The organism is Rodentibacter caecimuris (genome assembly GCF_010587025.1).
Taxonomy (GTDB): Bacteria; Pseudomonadota; Gammaproteobacteria; order Enterobacterales; family Pasteurellaceae; genus Rodentibacter; species Rodentibacter caecimuris.
In genome coordinates, this window is record NZ_CP040863.1 from 2,110,230 (window position 1) to 2,128,308 (window position 18,079).

Here is an 18,079-nt window from a genome sequence, read left to right on the forward strand (position 1 = left end):
TTTTGTATACAAAAGGGCGGATCTTTTTCGCAAGAAAAAGATCCGCCCTTTTGTATACAAAAGGCTGGCTGGCAGCCTTTCGGGCAAATTTATATCAAATATAAGTATAGAAATCAAACACTTTGTGAGGAAAAAAAATAAACAGGCGAAAGAGATTAAAAAAACACCTTGTGATGAGTAAAAAATAAACAGATTAATGTTTTACTATTGTTTTAAGTTAAGTACAATCTAACAAAAAATTTATCATCATAAGCTGGCGGGCGAATGTAAACGATGGAAATAAAATGTGGAGGTATTTTTTTACATTCACGAGTTCACAATAGCTTGATGAGTTTACGTTGTTTATGCTGATTTAGGCGATTTTTCTCATTAGAATATTTTATCTTAAATGAGAAATTTGTCGGTTATCGGGATAGTCCCTTTTTTTTTTAATGTTTTTTCCTCAATTTCTCCGGGCTTTCTCTATCTGATTTATTGCTGATGGTTTGTGTTAGTATGTCCTGAATTCTTCTCGTTTTGGCATGCTTGGGATAAAGAAATGCTAGGAAAATTTCCTATTGTGAGTTGTGTTCTCTCAGTTGTGAAAGGGGGTTTATAGAGAGACTACCAAGTCTTATAGGCAGAATTATAAGAATCTAAAAATAGCCCAAGCCGTCATTGAACTCTTTTCTTCATCTTTGGCTATACTTTTGTCTTATCTACTATAGGAATTATTATTTGCGGTTATATGATTTATCTTGAATCACTATCCACTACTTAGAAACCAAAATGCCTTGCTAGGCAAGGCATTTTAAATCGTTTGTATTACTATGATTTACGCTGATTAATTAACTTGGTGGAGATAATCGGGATCGAACCGACGACCTCTTGAATGCCATTCAAGCGCTCTCCCAACTGAGCTATATCCCCAAAAGATGGCGGTATCTTAAATTTTACCGCCACCGCTGTCAATATGAAATTGTCTCGAAAAAATCAGACGATTAAATATTAAGCATTTTGAGATTTAATAAAATCAATCGCACGTTGAATACGCGCAATCACACGTTCACGACCTATTCCTACTAAAGTCACATCCATTGATGGCGATTGTCCTGAACCTGTCACTGCAACACGTAACGGCATACCGACTTTCCCCATTCCGACTTCAAGCTCTGTCGCTGTTTGTTCAATCGCTTCATGAGTCGAATGTAGATCCCAAGCAGAAAGTGCGGTCAATTTTTCTTTTACTTTTTCAAGTGCTTCGACGGCCCCCGCTTTGAAATGTTTTTTCACTGCTGCTTCATCAAAAATCTCAAATTCTTCAAAGAAATAACGGCTGGCCAGCGCCATTTCCCGTAATGTTTTACAACGATCCGCCAACATCGTAACAATATCCGCCAAAGCAGGTCCATTGGTAGTATCAATGCCAAGATCTTGATATTGCCATTCGAGATGTTTTGCTACATATTCCGGTGGTAACTCACGAATATAATGATGGTTTAACCATAAAAGTTTATCGGTATTAAATGCGCTGGCAGATTTACTCACATGATCCAATTCAAAATATTTAGTCATCTCTTCGCGACTAAAAATCTCTTGATCACCATGTCCCCAACCTAAACGCACAAGATAATTGACTAACGCTTCCGGTAGATAACCTTCATCCCGATATTGCATCACACTTACTGCGCCATGCCGTTTAGAAAGTTTTTGTCCGTCATCACCATTAATCATAGAAACGTGGGCATACACTGGAATCGGTGCACCAAGGGCTTTTAAGATGTTAATTTGACGTGGAGTATTATTAATATGATCCTCACCACGTATCACATGAGTGATTCCCATATCCCAATCATCCACCACTACACAGAAATTATAGGTCGGTGAACCATCGGTGCGGCGAATAATTAAATCATCTAATTCACTGTTGCTGATTTCAATACGACCACGTACCGCATCATCAAATACGACCGAACCTTCTGTTGGATTTTTAAAACGCACAACATGAGGCGCCTCTGGTGAATGACTGTGATCATGCAAACAATGACGATCATAACGCGGCTTTTCTTTATTTTGTTCTTGCGTATGGCGCAACTCTTCCAGACGTTCTTTAGAACAATAACAACGATAAGCCAAGCCCTGCTCAAGCATTTCATCAATCACTTGGTTATAACGATCAAAACGTTTGGTTTGATAATAAGGGCCGTGTTCCCATGCAAGATTAAGCCATTCCATTCCTTCTAAAATCGCCGCGGTTGCTTCCGGTGTTGAGCGTTCTAAATCCGTATCTTCAATACGCAATACAAACTCACCTTGATTATGTTTTGCAAATAACCAAGAATAGAGCGCTGTACGTGCACCGCCTACGTGTAAATAGCCTGTTGGGCTTGGGGCAAAACGTGTGCGTACTTTTACATTTGGATCTAAATCAAAAGGGGCATCTAATTTCATTTTATAACCTATATTCAATAAAAAATTACTCGCTATTCTACTACGACTAGACACAGTTCTAAATAAAAAAGCCATTTTTATGTTTATTTTTACAACAATTAAGTTAAATTTTATAAAAAATGATTGACTGAAAATGCATTATCCCTATAATGCCAATCCACAACATTAAGGGCGATTAGCTCAGTTGGGAGAGCACCTCCCTTACAAGGAGGGGGTCACTGGTTCGAGACCGGTATCGCCCACCACTTTTAAAAGTATCTTAGTGTTGTAGAGTTTGACCAAGCGGGCGATTAGCTCAGTTGGGAGAGCACCTCCCTTACAAGGAGGGGGTCACTGGTTCGAGACCGGTATCGCCCACCACTTTTAAAAGTATCTTAGTGTTGTAGAGTTTGACCAAGCGGGCGATTAGCTCAGTTGGGAGAGCACCTCCCTTACAAGGAGGGGGTCACTGGTTCGAGACCGGTATCGCCCACCACTTAATTTAGATTAAGTATTCTTTCCGCTCAAACTTTCCCTGTTATTTAAACGCTGTCTTATGTGGGCGATTAGCTCAGTTGGGAGAGCACCTCCCTTACAAGGAGGGGGTCACTGGTTCGAGACCGGTATCGCCCACCACTTAATCAAGTGTTTAAATAAACCGAAATATAAGACTTAAGTCTTAATATTATCGGGCGATTAGCTCAGTTGGGAGAGCACCTCCCTTACAAGGAGGGGGTCACTGGTTCGAGACCGGTATCGCCCACCAATTTACTTATCTAAATACTTTTTTCTTATTTTTACATTATCTAACAAGATGAAGAACGATCATAAACTTTTTATTTATGACCGTCCGGTTAAAAAAGTCAATCAAATAGGCTCTAATCCCAATACTTTACGTCCATTCATACTTGCAATATCAACCATCGCATCTAGATGTGGAAAGCGGCAGCCTGCCGCAAGCAGACTTAATTCTTGCCATAGATCACCTTCACAAAGTGGCACCATATAATCACAAATATTATCCGTTCCCAGTGCAACGGTAATACCTTCCGGGATCATTTCATCTGCGGGGGTTAAGGCATTATGAAACGGCATAAGATCTTCTTTACGGTTACTATCAATCCATGCCATTGGGCAGGCAATCATCATCATTTTTGCCTTACGCATTTTTTCGTAAAGTTTATAACGATATTCTTTTGAATGAGAGCCAATTGAAATGCCATGAATCCCCACAACTCGCCCTTCCATTCCATGTTCGATAGTTTTATCACAAAGTTGTTCGGTTTCTTTTTCACTTGGATTATTAAACTGATCTACGTGAACATGGCACATAATACCGAGCGATTTGGCTTTATCGAGTAAAATATCCATCGCTTCAAGTCCACGCCCATAATCCAATTCATCACGATAAGGCAAGCCGCCAATCATATCGACCATTTCCGAACCAATGTCAAACCATTTCCGTGCCGTCGGTTCAATAACGCCTTTTAAGGTTTGATTCGCAAATTTAAGAATAATATCGTGTTTATAAACTTCACGGGCTTTATGCGCAGCGATAATTGCGCGATCCTCACAAATCGGATCAATATCAACAAATGTACCGAACGCCGTTACCCCCTGAGAAATCATTAATTCAATAGATTGACAAAAGCGTGCGTAATAATCATCAACACTGGAAGTACGTTTTACTTCATCTACCAAATCCCACTTTTGTTGTAAATTACTGCTATGATAAATCCCGATTTTTTCCGGTGTCATCGTAAAGGCACGATCGGCGTGAGCGTGCGCATTGACCCAACCGCCTTTTTTAATGATTTCATCACGAATAAAAGTTTTAAAACTACGAACATGGCTTTTCATACAAACTCCATAAAAAGGATGAGGACAAAAAGACGAGAAGCGTATTAATTGAAAGGCACGACAAACGTGGCGAGAAGCATTGTAATAATGTTATGAAAAACTCACGGATTTTCATTAATAACATCTTTTCAGTCTTAAACTGAGGCGAGAGTATAAAGGGTTAAACCCCAAAAAGCTATTCATTTTTATCAGAAAACAGAATGAAAATGCTGTTATCATTTATTTATCAAAAAATGAATTTTCCCGCTTAAACATTTCCAAGAACAAACCTAAAGGCGGACGTTCGGAAGACTGCTCTTGATAAGTGCGGTCAAATTTTTTGTAGTTTCCTTTGCGATCGATATGATATTGCGTGCCATCGGGCTGAACCAACACATTCCAACGATAATTAGAAACAAGCACCCAGTCGTCACCGTTTCGCTCAAACAAATTATGCCCTTGCGAATAATCCTTGGAAGGATTCTGAACATTAAACACATTTCTCATCAACGCAGGCAGTAAATCCGTATGGCTTGTCAAGCCTTTTTCGATCCCCACTGGTAAATCTTTCCAATAGACCAATAACGGAACCTGAATTTGATCACGCCCAAAATAATTCTCCCGTTCTTTTTCATTTAACGCATTGAAAGCTAAACCATGTTCTGTGGTTAGAATAACCATTGTATTTTCCAATGGAACATTCATTAATGCTTGCTCAATCAATTTATCCATACGCATTAAATGCTGCGCGTATTCCGAGATATTGCTAATGTTTAAATCAAGATCGAGATAAGCAAACCAAGGGTTATTCGCTTTTCTTGTTGTGATAAATTCATTGAAATTTTTGACCGCACTTTCGTTTCCGAATTTGCCTTTTGACAGTTTCATACCGCGGAATAGCGCTTGGCGGAATAAACTCTCTTTAAAATTCGTTGCTGAAAATAAACCGAATTGATATTTTTCCGCTTGTAATTTTTCAACCAATACCGATGGGGTGTGATTACTTAAAATGCTATCCGTATAGTTCGCGTTCAAACCGTAAAATATCCCCACCAAACCGGCACTTTTCGTATTACCGCTACTGTAATGATTGGTGAATTGTGTCGAATGAGCGGCAAACTCCGCTAATTTTGGCATTGTTTCAATGGAAACAGAATCATAACGTAATCCCGAAACCGTAATGAGCAAAATATTCGGTTTTTGTTCCATTGGTGTGAAAACCAAAGAATGTTTTGGATAAGCAATTTTTAGCGCATCTAGCCGCCCTTCCTTCGCTAATGTTTGTGTATATTGCTCACCATCCAATAACCCGTGTTTTTCTAAAAACGAGCGAGCCGTCATTGGGTAAGAAAGTGGGAAATTAGCGCGTTGCATTGTGATTGGGCGATATAAATAAGCATCCGCCCAAGCATAAATAAGATGAGTCGCGATAAAGGCCGAAGTGAAGAAAATTCCCACCGATTTCAGCCATTTTTGGCGTTCCAAACTGCGAAGTTTTTCCCAACTCCAACGGGAAAACAGCATTTGCACCAAGAGAATAACCGGCATAGGTGCAAAAAATATTTGCCAATCCCGTGATATTTCCCCATTTTCCGGATTCACCAATAAGTTCCACACAACGGAAGATAAGTGTAAATTGAAACGATGGAATACTTCCGTATCAAATAACAACAGCGTTGTACCAATAGTGGACAGAATTACCGTTAACCCACGAAAAGTGCGGTGATTTTTAACCATAAAACTTAACGGGAATATCACCAATAAATAAATAGCAAAAACACTAAAACTAAAATGCCCGAGCAAACTAACGAAAAAGTAAAGTTTTCCGCCAAGAGTGTCCGGCCAATCAATTAGAAAAGCGTAACGCGCACCAATTAATATAGCGATAATGATATTAAAAAAGGCAAACCAATGCCCCCACGATATTTTTCGTGAGGTTTCATCACGGTACTGTTTCCCGCTAAACATGCCTTTTTTGAATCGAATCATACTAAGGGTTTTTTACTGCGTTAATTAAAGAATTGGAAAAGACTTGTGCTAAGGCTTCCCGCTGCGTTTGAGGCACACTGGTTATGAGTAAATTACTTGTCATATTACCAAGTGCAATCAGGGATAAATCCACCGGAGCCTTATGTTTTTCTAGTACGGCAATCATATCATTTACAATTGCGCTCAGCTGTGCATCAGAATATTTAGAATGTTGCGCCATTTTATTAAAAATAAAAGAAAGAGTTTGCTCTATGATACCCGATTATTTTACAGATCATAAATAATTTCTTTTTTCTTGCAGAAATACAGAGAAAGTGCGGTTATAATTTGCCACGTTTTTGAAAGAGGGACATAAAATGAGCATTACTGTGAATCAAATCGTGCTACATCAACTTATCAAACAAATTGACGGTGAGAATACTAAAATGGAAAGTATTCTTCGTGAGAAACTCCTACCAATTACGCCGGAAGTAGAGCAAATGATGTTGCAACTACACCAAGCTTATCAAAATAAAGCCAAAGCCTTCGGTATCTTCCAAGAAAATTCGGTATTTGCACAGAATTTGAATCGTTTGTTGGAACAAGAAATCGAATTTTTGGGCTTTAGTCAATATGCAACTAAACTTCTCGCTAACGAATTAAACAAATACAGTTTTGCCGACAGCGGCACACTCATTCTATGCCACTATAATTTTTTAGCGACAGACTATCTATTTATCGCCTTGCTCGACAGCCGACACAGTATGCTGGTGGACGAACATTTAGATATTCAACGCACAGAATATCTTGATATTACACAATTTGATATTGCCGCTAGGGTGAACCTAACCGATTTACAAATTAACGCTAATTCCAATCGTTATTTAACTTTTATTAAAGGACGGGTTGGGAGAAAAATCAGTGACTTTTTTATGGATTTCTTAGGCGCAGAAGAAGGATTGAACCCACAGCTGCAAAATCAATGCTTATTGCAGGCTGTCAGTGATTATTGTGAACAGGGTGAGCTCAATAAAGAACAAACCCAAGCGGTAAAAAAACAAGTTTTTGACTATTGTAAAGGGCAACTTGCCACCGGCGAAGAAATTGAATTAGCGGAACTTTCAGCCACCCTGCCGACTCTAAGCGAGCACCCTTTTGTTTCCTTTGTAGAAAATCAGGATTATGGTTTAGAGGAAAGTATTCCGCCGGTGCGTTCCACATTAAAATCCCTGACAAAATTCTCCGGTTCGGGTAAGGGAATTACATTAAGTTTTGATGCGGATTTGCTCAATACGCGAATTCATTGGGATTCAATGAACGATGAACTTGTTATTAAAGGGTTGCCGCCAAACTTGAGAGATCAGTTACAAAAAGCCCTAAAATCAAAGAATTAGTTTGGCAAGAGAATTAACTTTGGGTATTATTTGAAAAAAATTGTGAATAATAGGTAAAGAAAATGCAATTCAAAACTCTTTTTGGTGCAACAGTATTGGCTCTTAGCCTTTCTGCTTGTTCGACAGTTGAAAAAGTCGTTTATCGTATTGATGTGCCACAAGGCAACTATTTAGAAGCAGCAAGCGTAGCACAAGTTAAACAGGGTATGACAGTTCAACAAGTACAATATTTACTCGGAACGCCTGTCTTAATTGATCCTTATAGCAACTTAACTTGGTATTATGTGTTTTTACAACAACGCGCCTACCAAGCCCCGGAACAACATACTTTTACCGTAAAATTTGACCAACGTGGTGTTGTGACGGAAACAAATCTGGATAAACCATTACCTGAAGTGACCTCACAAAATGAAAACAACACGATTATTGAGCGTAATGCTGACACCAACAAAAAATCTTGGTGGAGATTCTGGTAATTTCCTTTTGTTTTACTAAACAATAAGTCATACAAAAAGGTTTAATAATGTCAAAGATTTTATTAGTTGATGATGATACCGAATTAACTGACTTGCTTGCGGAAGTTCTCTCTCTATCGGGTTTTGATATTGATGTTGCTAATAACGGGCAAGAGGCATTGGATAAGCTCAACCAGGATTATTCACTGATCTTGTTAGATGTCATGATGCCGGTATTAAACGGTATCGAAACGCTTAAACGTATCCGCCAACAGTCTAATGTTCCCGTGATGATGTTAACCGCCCGAGGCGAAGAAATTGATCGTGTATTAGGATTAGAACTGGGTGCAGACGACTATTTACCAAAACCGTTTAATGATCGTGAACTGATTGCCCGCATTAAAGCAATTTTACGTAGAAGTACAAGATCCGAAGATTTAGAAGATGTAAAAAGCAAACCGGAAGAAAGCGGTTGGACTTATTTCCGCGAGCTAAAACTCCATTCAGGTCATCAACAAGTATTCTATAAAACACAAGATCTTTTCCTTACAGCCTCAGAATTTGCATTACTTGAAGCGCTGATTCGTTCTCAAGGTAAGCCCATCACTCGCGAGGAATTAAGTATGAGTGTATTGGGGAAACCTCTTGCACCGTTTGATCGTTCGATTGATATGCATATGTCAAACCTACGTAAAAAATTGCCCTCTAGAGAAGACGGATTGTCATGGTTCAGAACTTTACGTGGACGTGGTTATCTTTTAATTAGTAAATAGTCTCTATGCCGAATCGAAAAAAAAAGTTTAGTTTAAATTATTTAACTATCCGTACCTTTATAGCTTTTTGGCTCGCATTTTTTGCTATGATGGTATCGTTATTTCTCTTACCCTATTTAGATAATCGCTTTTACTCAACGCTTCAGGAGCCTGAAATTGCCAGTTATCAAAAAAAATTAGTAGAATCTATTCGTAATCACAAAATTAAGTCACTTCTTTCTGAAGTTCCCTTACTTCCTATTGATCGATTCAGTGAAACCCGCCCGGTTATTTACAACCCTCAGCGCAAAGAATTTTTGGGCGCATTTAGTGAAGAAAAAATCTTTATAGAACGCTTTGCCGAAACGGCAAATAATTTCTCTCACCCTATGAGAAAAGCCTTTGTAAATATTCAGATTGCAGGTCCTTTTCAAGTGTATGTAGACAGCTTTGATGAGCCCTTTTCACTTTTCTTTATTTCTCATGCCAGTCCTTCTCAAGAAATACTTCGTTACATGATCGACAACCCATTAGTATTATTAATATTAACTTTATTGACTACCACACCATTACTATGGTGGTTTACCTATACCATTGTAAAACCCATTTATCGCCTACAAAAAGCAGCGAACAATGTAGCATTAGGAAATTTTAAAATTGATCCTCAATTAAGTAAAGACGGACCGTGGGAATTGCGCCAGGTAGGTCAAAGTTTTAACCGAATGGCAACAGCGATTAATAGTTTAGTCTCAAATCAACAAAATTTGTTATCTTCCATTTCTCATGAAATGAAAACGCCATTGACCCGTCTCCAACTTGCTGTAGCACTTGTCCGTCATAAAACAGGTAGTAATAGTGCCGTTCAACGAATTGAGAAAGAAATTACGCGTATGGATAAAATGATTAATGAGCTACTACTTCTCTCTCGGCAACAAATGAATACACAAACAAAAAGCGCTATCTTTCCGGCTGAAAAAATTTGGCGTGATGTCGTACAAGATGCAATGTTTGAAGCCAAACAAGGCCATATTGAATTTGAACAATGCTTTCAATTATCAGATTCCGAACCATTTTTGAACGGAGATCCGGAGTTATTGCAAAGTGCGGTAGAAAATATTGTTAGAAATGCTCTGAAATATACCAAGAGTAAGATCAAACTCAATATTTTTGTTCAAGAAGAAACCCTAAAGATCAGAATTGATGATAATGGCTTTGGGGTATCCCCTGACGAATTTGAAAAAATATTCCAACCATTTTATCGCGTTGATGAAGCTCGTACCCGCTCAACAGGCGGTACAGGATTAGGCTTAACTATTGTTTTAAATATTATTAAAGAACATCAAGGTAAGGTATGGGCTGAAAAAAGTGAGCTTGGGGGACTTGCCGTTACGATTGAGCTACCGCTTTGGTTGAATAAGTAGTAGTAAAAAATAAAGCGGATAATTCCGCTTTATTTTATTGTTCAATTTTCAATCGTTTTAATCTTAATGCATTCATTAACACGGAAACGGAACTTAATGCCATCGCGGCTCCAGCAATGACCGGGTTTAAATAACCCAAGGCGGCAAGAGGAATCCCAAGAACATTATAAACTAACGCAAAAAAGAGATTTTGTTTGATATTTTTTAATGTTGATTGTGCAATAAAAATTCCATCGACAAGCTGGTTTACCGATTGACGTATTAGTGTCACGGAAGCCGCTTGCTCAGCCAAATCAGAACCTGATTTCATCGCAAAACTCACATTTGCCATTACTAATGCCGCAGCATCATTAATACCATCGCCCACCATGGCAACAACATGTCCTTCTTGTTGTAAGGTCTGAATTTTTGCTGCTTTATCACGCGGGCTGAGTTTACCGAATGCGGTCGCAATATTAAGCTGTTGTGCGACATAATCCACAACAGGTTGGCGATCACCGCTCATAATAATCACATCAATATTATTTTTCTGTAATCTTTCAATTGCCTGTTTACTATCCTCGCGTAATGTATCGGTTAAGGCAAACGCACCGGCGATTTCGTCATTAATAGAAACTGCCACAATACTTGCAATATCCCATATACCATCAAGTTGACTCGGTAAATAAAAGCCACAAAACTCCGGTGTACCCACTTTAATAAAACCAATCCCCCCAACCTCCGCTGAAACGCCCTCACCAACTTCCGTTTTTACAGAAAGTGCGGTCGGTATTGTCGATATTTTTTCTAATGCTGAACGCACTATTGCTCTTGATATAGGATGCGTAGCGTGTTGTTCTACCGCAGCAGCTACACGATACAAATCTTTTTCGGAAATAACCGCACTTTCAGGTTGCCACACTGTCGCGACTGTCAGTTTACCAGTCGTTAATGTGCCTGTTTTATCTAACACAACAGTATCTACATAGGCAGTTTCTTCCATGGCTGCAGCGTCTTTAAACCAAACACCGGTATTCACTGCTTTTCCTATTCCCGCCATAATAGCGGCCGGCGTGGCAAGCCCCAAGGCACAAGGACAGGCGATCACTAACACCGCGACCGAATGAATAATTGCCATACCAATATCTGCCGTACTCCACCAAGTTAGACCGAACGTTATCGCCGCAATAATGAGAACTGTAGGGACAAAAACACTAGCAACTTTATCTGCAAAACGGGCGATCGGTGCTTTTGTGCCCTGTGCTTCGGAAAGCGCCTTCATCATATCGCCAAGCAACGTTTGCGAACCAAGTTGATTGGCACGATAAGTTAAACTGCCTTCAGTCACCATTGAGCCGGCCAATACCGTACTTTGAACTTGCTTCATTTCAGACATGGATTCACCGGTTAAATGGCTTTCATCACACCACCCTGAACCGACTTCAACAACGCCATCCGCAGCAATACGCTCCCCATAATTGGCAAGTAATACATCACCTACCTTCACTTGATCAAGCGGAATCGCTTGCCATGTTTCACCATTCCAAACATTCACTTTTTTCGGGGTAAGTTGTAATAATAAATCCAGACTGTTTAAGCTATGTTTTTTGGTTCGATCTTCCAAAAACTTACCAAGAGTAACAAAGCCAATCACCATAACAGCGGCTTCAAAATAGATGTGATGCAATGCATCATGCCCTTGTGCAGTGTGATAAAACAGCATATAAGAGGAATACAAATAAATAGTTAGTGTACCGCTACTAACGAGTACATCCATATTTGCTAACCCACCACGGATACTCCCAATCGCACCTTGATAAAACGGAATAGCGAGACCAAATTGTACAATGGTTGCCAACACAAATTGCCACATAGGGGGTAACATCAAGTGATGATTGCCAATCAACATTCCAATCATCCCAACTAAAAAAGGAATATTAATTAACAATAATAGCCAAAGTCGCCAAGGCGTTTTTTTGTTCTCCCGTAGCAGAGGTTGTCGGTCGTTTTTTAAAATCCCTTTAAACCCCGTTTTATGAAGAATATCAAGAATATCTTCTGTGGTTGCTTGTGTCGAATCAAATACCACTTGCGCCTCTTCTACCGCAAAATTCACATTTGCCTGCTCCACAAAAGTTTTTTTATTGAGAACTTTTTCAATTCTGCTGGCACAAGATTGGCAAGTCATACCTTCAATTTGGAGAGCAATTTTTTTACTCTGTTGCGTCAAACCCTGCCTCCTCTATAGCATCAATTAACCGGGTGACAGAAACTTTACTTTCATCAAATTGAATATCTGCATACCCCTCAAGGGCAACATTCACTTGCGCTACGCCATCTAATTCTTTTAATACGTGCGTTACACTTTTTACACAGCCGCCACAATGCATCCCTGTTACGGTTAAACGAACATTTTTCATCATTTTCTCCTTGTTTTCTATTGAATAAAAATTAATACTGGCTACTATAAACTTTAACTTAAGGTAAAGGTCAAGGTGTTTTTATGAATATCAGTGAAGCTGCAAAATTAAGCGGTCTTACCGCAAAACAAATTCGGGATTACGAGAAATTAGGTTTAATTAAACCTGCACAGAGAAACTTCTCCGGCTATCGTCATTATGAAGAAAAAGATATTGAACGATTACATTTTATTCGTCATTCAAGAGATGTAGGGTTTTCCTTACAGCAAATCGGGCAATTACTCGCCCTTCAAGATAACCCTGCCCGTAGCAGCGGTGAAGTGAAAGCATTAACGGCAAAACATATCACTACATTAAATCAACAAATTAAACAATTAGAAGAAATGGTAGGCAAACTACAACGTTGGTACGACATATGCCAAGGCAATGATTGCCCCGAATGTTCAATTTTGGACGGATTAAAAAAGGAAAATTAATAATCCCAACTCTCCGGATCGATGCCTAATTGACGCATAATTTCTTTTGCTTCTTCCGGAATTTCATCATGACGATCTTTTATCAAATCAGCATCTGTCGGCAACGGTTGACCGGTAAAAGCATGAAGAAAAGCCTCACAAAGCAACTCACTATTGGTGGCGTGGCGTAGGCTTTTTAATTGGCGACGGGTACGTTCATTGGTTAAAATTTCCAATACCTTAATGGGAATTGACACTGTAATTTTTTTAACCTGCTCGCTTTTCTTTCCGTGTTCCGCATAAGGGCTAATATACTTACCATTCCAATCTGCCATAAATACCTTGCAATCAATAAGAAAATTAAAACTAAATCATATGTGGTTATTCTAATGAAAAAAGAACCAAATAACAATCTAGATGGCTAAATGATAAGTTTTTGGTACTATCATAGCGATACGTTTTGCTATCATTTTAATTTATTCAATAATATACCTATACAATTCTTCTCTCTTAAAAAGAGAAATTAATTGAGTAGAATTTTTAATTCAATATATTATAAATGAGTCTCTTAATTATTGTTTTTATATTAAATAACTCTCTTGCTATAATAATTTTAAATGATTTTACTTTCTTTTGTTTTTCAAAGATTGTTGATTCAATCTCATAATCGGCCTCTAAACAAAACGGAACAATAGCATAAGGAGGGACTTTATTTTCAAAGAAACGATCCATTGTTACATCTACGGTTAAATACCATTCTTTGCTTTGTACTAAAAAGTTTTTTGCTGCTTTTGGAGTTAAATAATACCCTGTTGCACCAATAAAGCCTTTGCTAAATTGTTGAATTGAGAAATCGCCAAAATCTGCTACTAATTTTCTTTTATTTTTTAATCTATCGGGCTGTAGCCAAAAAAATTCAAAAATGTTTTTATCGCTATTAATAAAAGCAAGTACATCTAAAAAATTCTCTTTAAATTTGGCATCATCCTCTAAAATAATAATAGGTCGATTGAGTTCTACACATTTTTTCCACATAGAATAGTGACTAGCATAACAACCTAATTGGTTCAAGGTTAATGGATAACCTTTTACACTTAATCTCTTTTTCTCATTATAATGTTGAAATAATGGATGATTGGGATTTTCTTTTCCGTTAATACCTTTAAAAAAATAGATTTCTTGCTTTGAATTATGCTCAAATAGACTATCAAACTGTGCCTGCATATAGGCTTTTCGATCTGTTGATTTTTCTAGGTTTATTACATAAATAGGAATATTCATTTAATACCTTTCAATTTTCTTACTAAATACTTTATATGATAATATATTGACTTTACAATATTACCATCTTGCCATAAATATTTAGATGCCTTTTTCAAGCCTAGAGTTGAGCTTGTATATTCAAGTTTCTCCTTTTTCCATGGTGAATTTTTATAATACCTGTTATATATCTTATTGTACCCTGCAATCTGCCAAGGTTTAAATGGGCCAATAAAATGAATGATTTTTACACTGTTAGCCTCTTTGTAAAACTCACTTCTTGATACTTTTATCCACCTCTGATAATTATATTTTTCTGATATAATCAAAATATGTTTATTTAATAAAATATTTAACACATCTTGATCTGGATAAATATAGTCTCTCTGATTAATAAGCTTAAAAAAATCTTCTGTAACATTATATTCAATCCATTTTCTAGTATTAATTAGCATTACCCCGGAATTAAAATAAATACCTTCTTTGGTAAAACCTAAATCATATAAATTTTTTATATGGTCACTCTCAACCGTATCAGGCACGACTCCAACAACTTTATCAGATAGATTATGAAAAAATAATTCTTTGATATTACCTACACATAAAACATCAGAATCTAAGTAAAGAAAATTATCTATCTCATCGTAAAGAATATAAGGAATAAGTACACGATAGTACATCGCAGAAGAAAAGTGCTCTTTTATCTGAAAATCTCTTACTGCATCATCATTTAACCAGTACAGTCTAATATTACAATTTTGGAACGGTAATTGTTTTAGCTTATCGATATCTTTTTGGGTTATATCTGTTATAAACACATGAAAACAATAATAATCATCTTGGTTATTTTCCAAAATAGAGAAGATAGCAACACCAACATATCTTGAATATTTTAAGTCAGAGCAAAAAACAATATTATTACCCTTAGTTAAATTACCAACTTTGATATCAAGATATTTATTAACCAATTTATCTTTACTTAACATACAATCACTTAAATAAAATTATATATTTTTTTTGTTTTCTCTTATCCATTAATCTTTTAGGTTTATTAATAGCTCTTATTATCTTTTCCTTTAAAGTTCTTTTAATAGGTTTTTTTTCTCTATTTTGGTGCTTCAATAATTTAAATCTTTCATCTTCAAGCTGACTATATAATAAACTCTTATTCTTGTTCCATTGTAGTTCTTGTACAACAATAGCCGGTATAAGTTGATAACTAATAACATTGCTAGTGTTAAGAAAATCTCTAAAAACTAATATATCAATCGCATCCAGTTTTTTAGAAGGTAAATTTGATATTAAAAGACACAATTCTTTTATAGCCTTATACGAGATAACATAAGAAGCTAGACCATATTGCTCTCCCAATAACTTTAAAATTTCCCTTGACTTATATGAAATTATTTTAATATCTTCACATTTTGCTGGTTTCAAAAAAGTCTCAAACCTTAAAACAAATTTATCATTGAGATTAAATCGCTCATCCAGCCACTTATCTTCCTCTAAAAACAAATGGGCATCTTCACCAAGCAATACATCATCTTCAAAAATATAAATATAAGGTAAATTTTCATCAATACACTTTTTCCAAAGCATATAATGGCTCATAAAACAAGCTTTTTCACCTTCCGAAAGTTTTGCTTGAGCTAAATTGGGCAAATGCATTTGAATAAGTTGGTTAAGATATTCTGACGGAACAAGTGCATCATAAAATTCAAAAGAAATATTATGACGACCAAATTCCTTTTTGATATGCTCACGCCGTTGAGTAGCTGTAGTAAGGCTAATTACATAATTGGTATGCATAGAAAACCATAACATTGGTTTGTGTTTTTACCATTCTACCTTGAATGATGAAAAAACAAAACCCCGCCAAAAGACGGGGTTCTGAAAAATCCAAATTATTTTGAACTTGGGATTTTGAAACGGCTGTTGAAACGTTCAACACGACCGCCTGTATCTACAACACGCTGTTTACCGGTGTAGAATGGGTGGCAGTTACCACACACATCAAGATTGATGTCTTTGCCCAAAGTTGAACGGGTTTTAATCACGTTACCACATGAGCAAGTCGCTGTAATTTCTTTATATTCTGGGTGAATACCTTGTTTCATAGAAAACCTCAAAATGAAGCCACGCCGCTATAGGAACTCTCTTCCTACACCGCGTGAGTTAATAATCGCCGTTATCCGGCACCAAATAGACCGCAGATTATACTGGAAAAATGAGATTGATCAAGAGGGGCTAAATGGTAAAATCAGCCTCTGTTTTCTTTAAAGAAATAATAAAAATTCATTTAATTTTTGACCGCACTTTTAATCTAGTAATTTAGGAAAGTTATGATAGCTCAATCTCCCCCTAATTCACCTTTTACTAAAGTCGTACTACGATGGTACGACAAATTCGGACGTAAACATTTGCCTTGGCAACAAAACACTGTATGGCGTTTGGCTTTCGGAAGTTATGCTACAACAAACTCAAGTTACAACAGTTATTCCCTATTTCGAACGATTTATTAAAACCTTTCCAAATTTGAGCGCACTTGCAAATGCTTCACAAGATGAAGTGCTTCATTTATGGACAGGGCTAGGCTACTACGCACGGGCACGAAACTTACATAAGACGGCACAAAAAATTCGGGATGAATTTAATGGAGTTTTTCCAACAGACTTTGAACAAGTTTGGGCATTACCAGGGATTGGGCGTTCTACTGCCGGTGCTATTTTATCTTCCGTATTGGATCAACCATACCCGATATTAGACGGTAATGTAAAACGCGTACTCTCACGTTATTTTGCAGTGAATGGTTGGCCGGGCGAAAAAAAGGTAGAAAATCATTTGTGGCATTTAACGGAGCAAGTCACCCCGACAGCGCGTGTGGCAGATTTTAATCAGGCAATGATGGATATTGGTGCGATGGTTTGTACGCGAACAAAACCCAAATGTGATCTTTGTCCTCTGAAAAAAAATTGCTTAGCCCATAAAGATGAAAGTTGGGCACAATTTCCCGGTAAAAAGCCTAAAAAAACGTTACCGGAAAAAGAGACTTATTTTTTGATTTTGTCGAAAAATGGCAAAGTATGGCTAGAACAACGGGAAAACTCGGGGATATGGGGGGGATTATTTTGTTTTCCGCAATTTGAATCACAAGAAGATTTGCTGACTTATTTATCAAGCGAAGGTATTTCTCACTATCAAGCTTGGCCGAGTTTTCGCCACACATTCAGCCATTTTCATTTAGATATTCACCCGATTTACGCTGAAGTCAACAATATTCGAGCCGAACAGGAAAATCGAGATTGGCATAAATTGATGGAAAAAACAAAAGAATATAAACCAAATCTATCAAGTACGGTCAAATATTGGTATGATCCGAAAAATCCCGAACATATCGGGTTAGCCCAACCTGTAAAAAATTTATTAACACAATTTGTAAGGAGTAATGATGGCGAGGATAGTATTTTGTGAATATCTCAAAAAAGAAGCCGAAGGTTTAGATTTCCAGCTTTATCCGGGGGAATTGGGTAAACGAATTTTCGATTCAATCAGTAAACAGGCTTGGGGAGAATGGATAAAAAAACAAACGATGCTCGTCAATGAGAAAAAACTCAATATGATGAATACGGAACACCGTAAACTACTCGAACAAGAGATGATAAATTTTTTGTTTGAAGGTAAAGAAGTCCATATTGAAGGTTATACTCCTCCATCAAATTAATCGGCA

Annotated in this window: 17 protein-coding genes, 6 tRNA genes and 1 pseudogene; 12 read left to right on the plus strand and 12 right to left on the minus strand. The window is 37.3% G+C overall.

The window, feature by feature from the left end:
- Positions 1–833 precede the first annotated feature (833 nt).
- Both FEE42_RS10335 and gltX read right to left on the minus strand, forming a co-directional pair.
- Positions 834–909: transfer RNA gene (locus FEE42_RS10335), tRNA-Ala, on the minus strand.
- A gap of 78 nt (positions 910–987) precedes the next feature.
- Positions 988–2,430 (minus strand): glutamate--tRNA ligase, encoded by a 1,443-nt coding sequence (gene gltX / locus FEE42_RS10340; protein ID WP_059367919.1) that lies wholly within the window; start codon positions 2,428–2,430, stop codon positions 988–990.
- Positions 2,431–2,599: 169 nt separating this feature from the next.
- Between gltX and FEE42_RS10345 the strand changes: the two genes are divergently transcribed.
- From FEE42_RS10345 to FEE42_RS10365, 5 genes are all read left to right on the plus strand, one after another.
- Positions 2,600–2,675: transfer RNA gene (locus FEE42_RS10345), tRNA-Val, on the plus strand.
- A gap of 39 nt (positions 2,676–2,714) precedes the next feature.
- A tRNA-Val gene (locus tag FEE42_RS10350) sits at positions 2,715–2,790 on the plus strand.
- Positions 2,791–2,829: 39 nt separating this feature from the next.
- Positions 2,830–2,905 (plus strand) — tRNA-Val (locus tag FEE42_RS10355).
- A gap of 64 nt (positions 2,906–2,969) precedes the next feature.
- Positions 2,970–3,045 (plus strand) — tRNA-Val (locus tag FEE42_RS10360).
- Between the two features lie 54 nt (positions 3,046–3,099).
- Positions 3,100–3,175: transfer RNA gene (locus FEE42_RS10365), tRNA-Val, on the plus strand.
- 101 nt (positions 3,176–3,276) lie between these two features.
- Here the strand turns inward: FEE42_RS10365 and FEE42_RS10370 are convergent.
- The 3 genes from FEE42_RS10370 to FEE42_RS10380 form a co-directional block, all read right to left on the minus strand.
- On the minus strand, positions 3,277–4,269 hold the full coding sequence (locus tag FEE42_RS10370; protein ID WP_059367915.1) for an amidohydrolase family protein: 993 nt from the start codon (positions 4,267–4,269) through the stop codon (positions 3,277–3,279).
- A 219-nt stretch (positions 4,270–4,488) separates the two neighbouring features.
- Entirely contained in the window at positions 4,489–6,237 is a 1,749-nt protein-coding gene (locus FEE42_RS10375) for a DUF3413 domain-containing protein (protein WP_059367914.1), read from the minus strand.
- A 1-nt stretch (position 6,238) separates the two neighbouring features.
- The gene (locus FEE42_RS10380) at positions 6,239–6,457 is read right to left on the minus strand and encodes a YejL family protein (RefSeq protein WP_059367908.1); all 219 of its coding nucleotides are present in this window, start codon (positions 6,455–6,457) and stop codon (positions 6,239–6,241) included.
- 136 nt (positions 6,458–6,593) lie between these two features.
- On the opposite strand from FEE42_RS10380, the gene yejK reads away from it, so the two are divergent.
- From yejK to cpxA, 4 genes are all read left to right on the plus strand, one after another.
- Positions 6,594–7,610, plus strand: a complete 1,017-nt coding sequence (yejK, locus tag FEE42_RS10385) for a nucleoid-associated protein YejK (RefSeq protein WP_059367904.1) — start codon at positions 6,594–6,596, stop codon at positions 7,608–7,610.
- Between the two features lie 62 nt (positions 7,611–7,672).
- A complete protein-coding gene (bamE, locus tag FEE42_RS10390) occupies positions 7,673–8,086 on the plus strand; it encodes an outer membrane protein assembly factor BamE (protein WP_059367903.1) in 414 nt (137 codons plus the stop codon).
- A 47-nt stretch (positions 8,087–8,133) separates the two neighbouring features.
- Positions 8,134–8,838: a response regulator gene (locus FEE42_RS10395; RefSeq protein ID WP_164028498.1), complete on the plus strand. Its 705-nt coding sequence runs from the start codon at positions 8,134–8,136 to the stop codon at positions 8,836–8,838.
- A 5-nt stretch (positions 8,839–8,843) separates the two neighbouring features.
- Positions 8,844–10,238 (plus strand): envelope stress sensor histidine kinase CpxA, encoded by a 1,395-nt coding sequence (gene cpxA / locus FEE42_RS10400; RefSeq protein WP_059367898.1) that lies wholly within the window; start codon positions 8,844–8,846, stop codon positions 10,236–10,238.
- Between the two features lie 34 nt (positions 10,239–10,272).
- On the opposite strand, the gene FEE42_RS10405 is transcribed toward cpxA, so the two are convergent.
- Together FEE42_RS10405 and FEE42_RS10410 are read right to left on the minus strand one after the other, a co-directional pair.
- Positions 10,273–12,447 (minus strand): heavy metal translocating P-type ATPase, encoded by a 2,175-nt coding sequence (locus FEE42_RS10405; protein WP_255204594.1) that lies wholly within the window; start codon positions 12,445–12,447, stop codon positions 10,273–10,275.
- Positions 12,431–12,637, minus strand: coding sequence for a heavy-metal-associated domain-containing protein (locus tag FEE42_RS10410; protein WP_164028500.1), 207 nt, complete (start codon positions 12,635–12,637; stop codon positions 12,431–12,433). Before FEE42_RS10410 ends, FEE42_RS10405 begins: the two co-directional genes overlap by 17 nt.
- An 83-nt stretch (positions 12,638–12,720) precedes the next feature.
- Here FEE42_RS10410 and FEE42_RS10415 point away from each other — a divergent pair, with 83 nt between their 5' ends.
- Positions 12,721–13,113, plus strand: coding sequence for a Cu(I)-responsive transcriptional regulator (locus FEE42_RS10415; RefSeq protein WP_059367893.1), 393 nt, complete (start codon positions 12,721–12,723; stop codon positions 13,111–13,113).
- Here the strand turns inward: FEE42_RS10415 and metJ are convergent.
- From metJ to rpmE, 5 genes are all read right to left on the minus strand, one after another.
- A complete protein-coding gene (gene metJ / locus FEE42_RS10420) occupies positions 13,110–13,427 on the minus strand; it encodes a met regulon transcriptional regulator MetJ (protein ID WP_059367892.1) in 318 nt (105 codons plus the stop codon). The genes FEE42_RS10415 and metJ overlap by 4 nt on opposite strands.
- Positions 13,428–13,632: 205 nt before the next feature.
- Complete coding sequence (locus FEE42_RS10425; RefSeq protein WP_164028502.1) at positions 13,633–14,373, minus strand: glycosyltransferase family 25 protein; 741 nt, start codon at positions 14,371–14,373, stop codon at positions 13,633–13,635.
- Entirely contained in the window at positions 14,370–15,338 is a 969-nt protein-coding gene (locus FEE42_RS10430; RefSeq protein ID WP_077545045.1) for a glycosyltransferase family 8 protein, read from the minus strand. The genes FEE42_RS10425 and FEE42_RS10430 overlap by 4 nt, the downstream gene beginning before the upstream one ends.
- 4 nt (positions 15,339–15,342) lie before the next feature.
- A complete protein-coding gene (locus tag FEE42_RS10435; RefSeq protein ID WP_164028503.1) occupies positions 15,343–16,161 on the minus strand; it encodes a glycosyltransferase family 25 protein in 819 nt (272 codons plus the stop codon).
- A 95-nt stretch (positions 16,162–16,256) separates the two neighbouring features.
- Positions 16,257–16,469, minus strand: coding sequence for a 50S ribosomal protein L31 (gene rpmE / locus FEE42_RS10440; RefSeq protein ID WP_005655540.1), 213 nt, complete (start codon positions 16,467–16,469; stop codon positions 16,257–16,259).
- Positions 16,470–16,694: 225 nt separating this feature from the next.
- Here rpmE and mutY point away from each other — a divergent pair.
- Positions 16,695–17,823 (plus strand): annotated as a pseudogene (mutY, locus tag FEE42_RS10445) (A/G-specific adenine glycosylase).
- Positions 17,801–18,073 (plus strand): oxidative damage protection protein, encoded by a 273-nt coding sequence (locus tag FEE42_RS10450; protein ID WP_059367872.1) that lies wholly within the window; start codon positions 17,801–17,803, stop codon positions 18,071–18,073. Before mutY ends, FEE42_RS10450 begins: the two are co-directional and overlap by 23 nt.
- The last annotated feature ends 6 nt before the right edge of the window (positions 18,074–18,079 follow it).

Coding starts and splice junctions, on each gene's coding strand:
- FEE42_RS10410 (WP_164028500.1), bottom strand. CDS start 12,637: ATGAAAAATGTTCGTTTAACCGTAACAGGGATGCATTGTGGCGGCTGT.
- yejK (WP_059367904.1), top strand. CDS start 6,594: ATGAGCATTACTGTGAATCAAATCGTGCTACATCAACTTATCAAACAA.
- FEE42_RS10370 (WP_059367915.1), bottom strand. CDS start 4,269: ATGAAAAGCCATGTTCGTAGTTTTAAAACTTTTATTCGTGATGAAATC.
- metJ (WP_059367892.1), bottom strand. CDS start 13,427: ATGGCAGATTGGAATGGTAAGTATATTAGCCCTTATGCGGAACACGGA.
- FEE42_RS10450 (WP_059367872.1), top strand. CDS start 17,801: ATGGCGAGGATAGTATTTTGTGAATATCTCAAAAAAGAAGCCGAAGGT.
- FEE42_RS10430 (WP_077545045.1), bottom strand. CDS start 15,338: ATGTTAAGTAAAGATAAATTGGTTAATAAATATCTTGATATCAAAGTT.
- rpmE (WP_005655540.1), bottom strand. CDS start 16,469: ATGAAACAAGGTATTCACCCAGAATATAAAGAAATTACAGCGACTTGC.
- cpxA (WP_059367898.1), top strand. CDS start 8,844: ATGCCGAATCGAAAAAAAAAGTTTAGTTTAAATTATTTAACTATCCGT.
- gltX (WP_059367919.1), bottom strand. CDS start 2,430: ATGAAATTAGATGCCCCTTTTGATTTAGATCCAAATGTAAAAGTACGC.
- FEE42_RS10395 (WP_164028498.1), top strand. CDS start 8,134: ATGTCAAAGATTTTATTAGTTGATGATGATACCGAATTAACTGACTTG.
- FEE42_RS10375 (WP_059367914.1), bottom strand. CDS start 6,237: ATGATTCGATTCAAAAAAGGCATGTTTAGCGGGAAACAGTACCGTGAT.
- FEE42_RS10380 (WP_059367908.1), bottom strand. CDS start 6,457: ATGGCGCAACATTCTAAATATTCTGATGCACAGCTGAGCGCAATTGTA.
- FEE42_RS10435 (WP_164028503.1), bottom strand. CDS start 16,161: ATGCATACCAATTATGTAATTAGCCTTACTACAGCTACTCAACGGCGT.
- FEE42_RS10425 (WP_164028502.1), bottom strand. CDS start 14,373: ATGAATATTCCTATTTATGTAATAAACCTAGAAAAATCAACAGATCGA.
- bamE (WP_059367903.1), top strand. CDS start 7,673: ATGCAATTCAAAACTCTTTTTGGTGCAACAGTATTGGCTCTTAGCCTT.
- FEE42_RS10415 (WP_059367893.1), top strand. CDS start 12,721: ATGAATATCAGTGAAGCTGCAAAATTAAGCGGTCTTACCGCAAAACAA.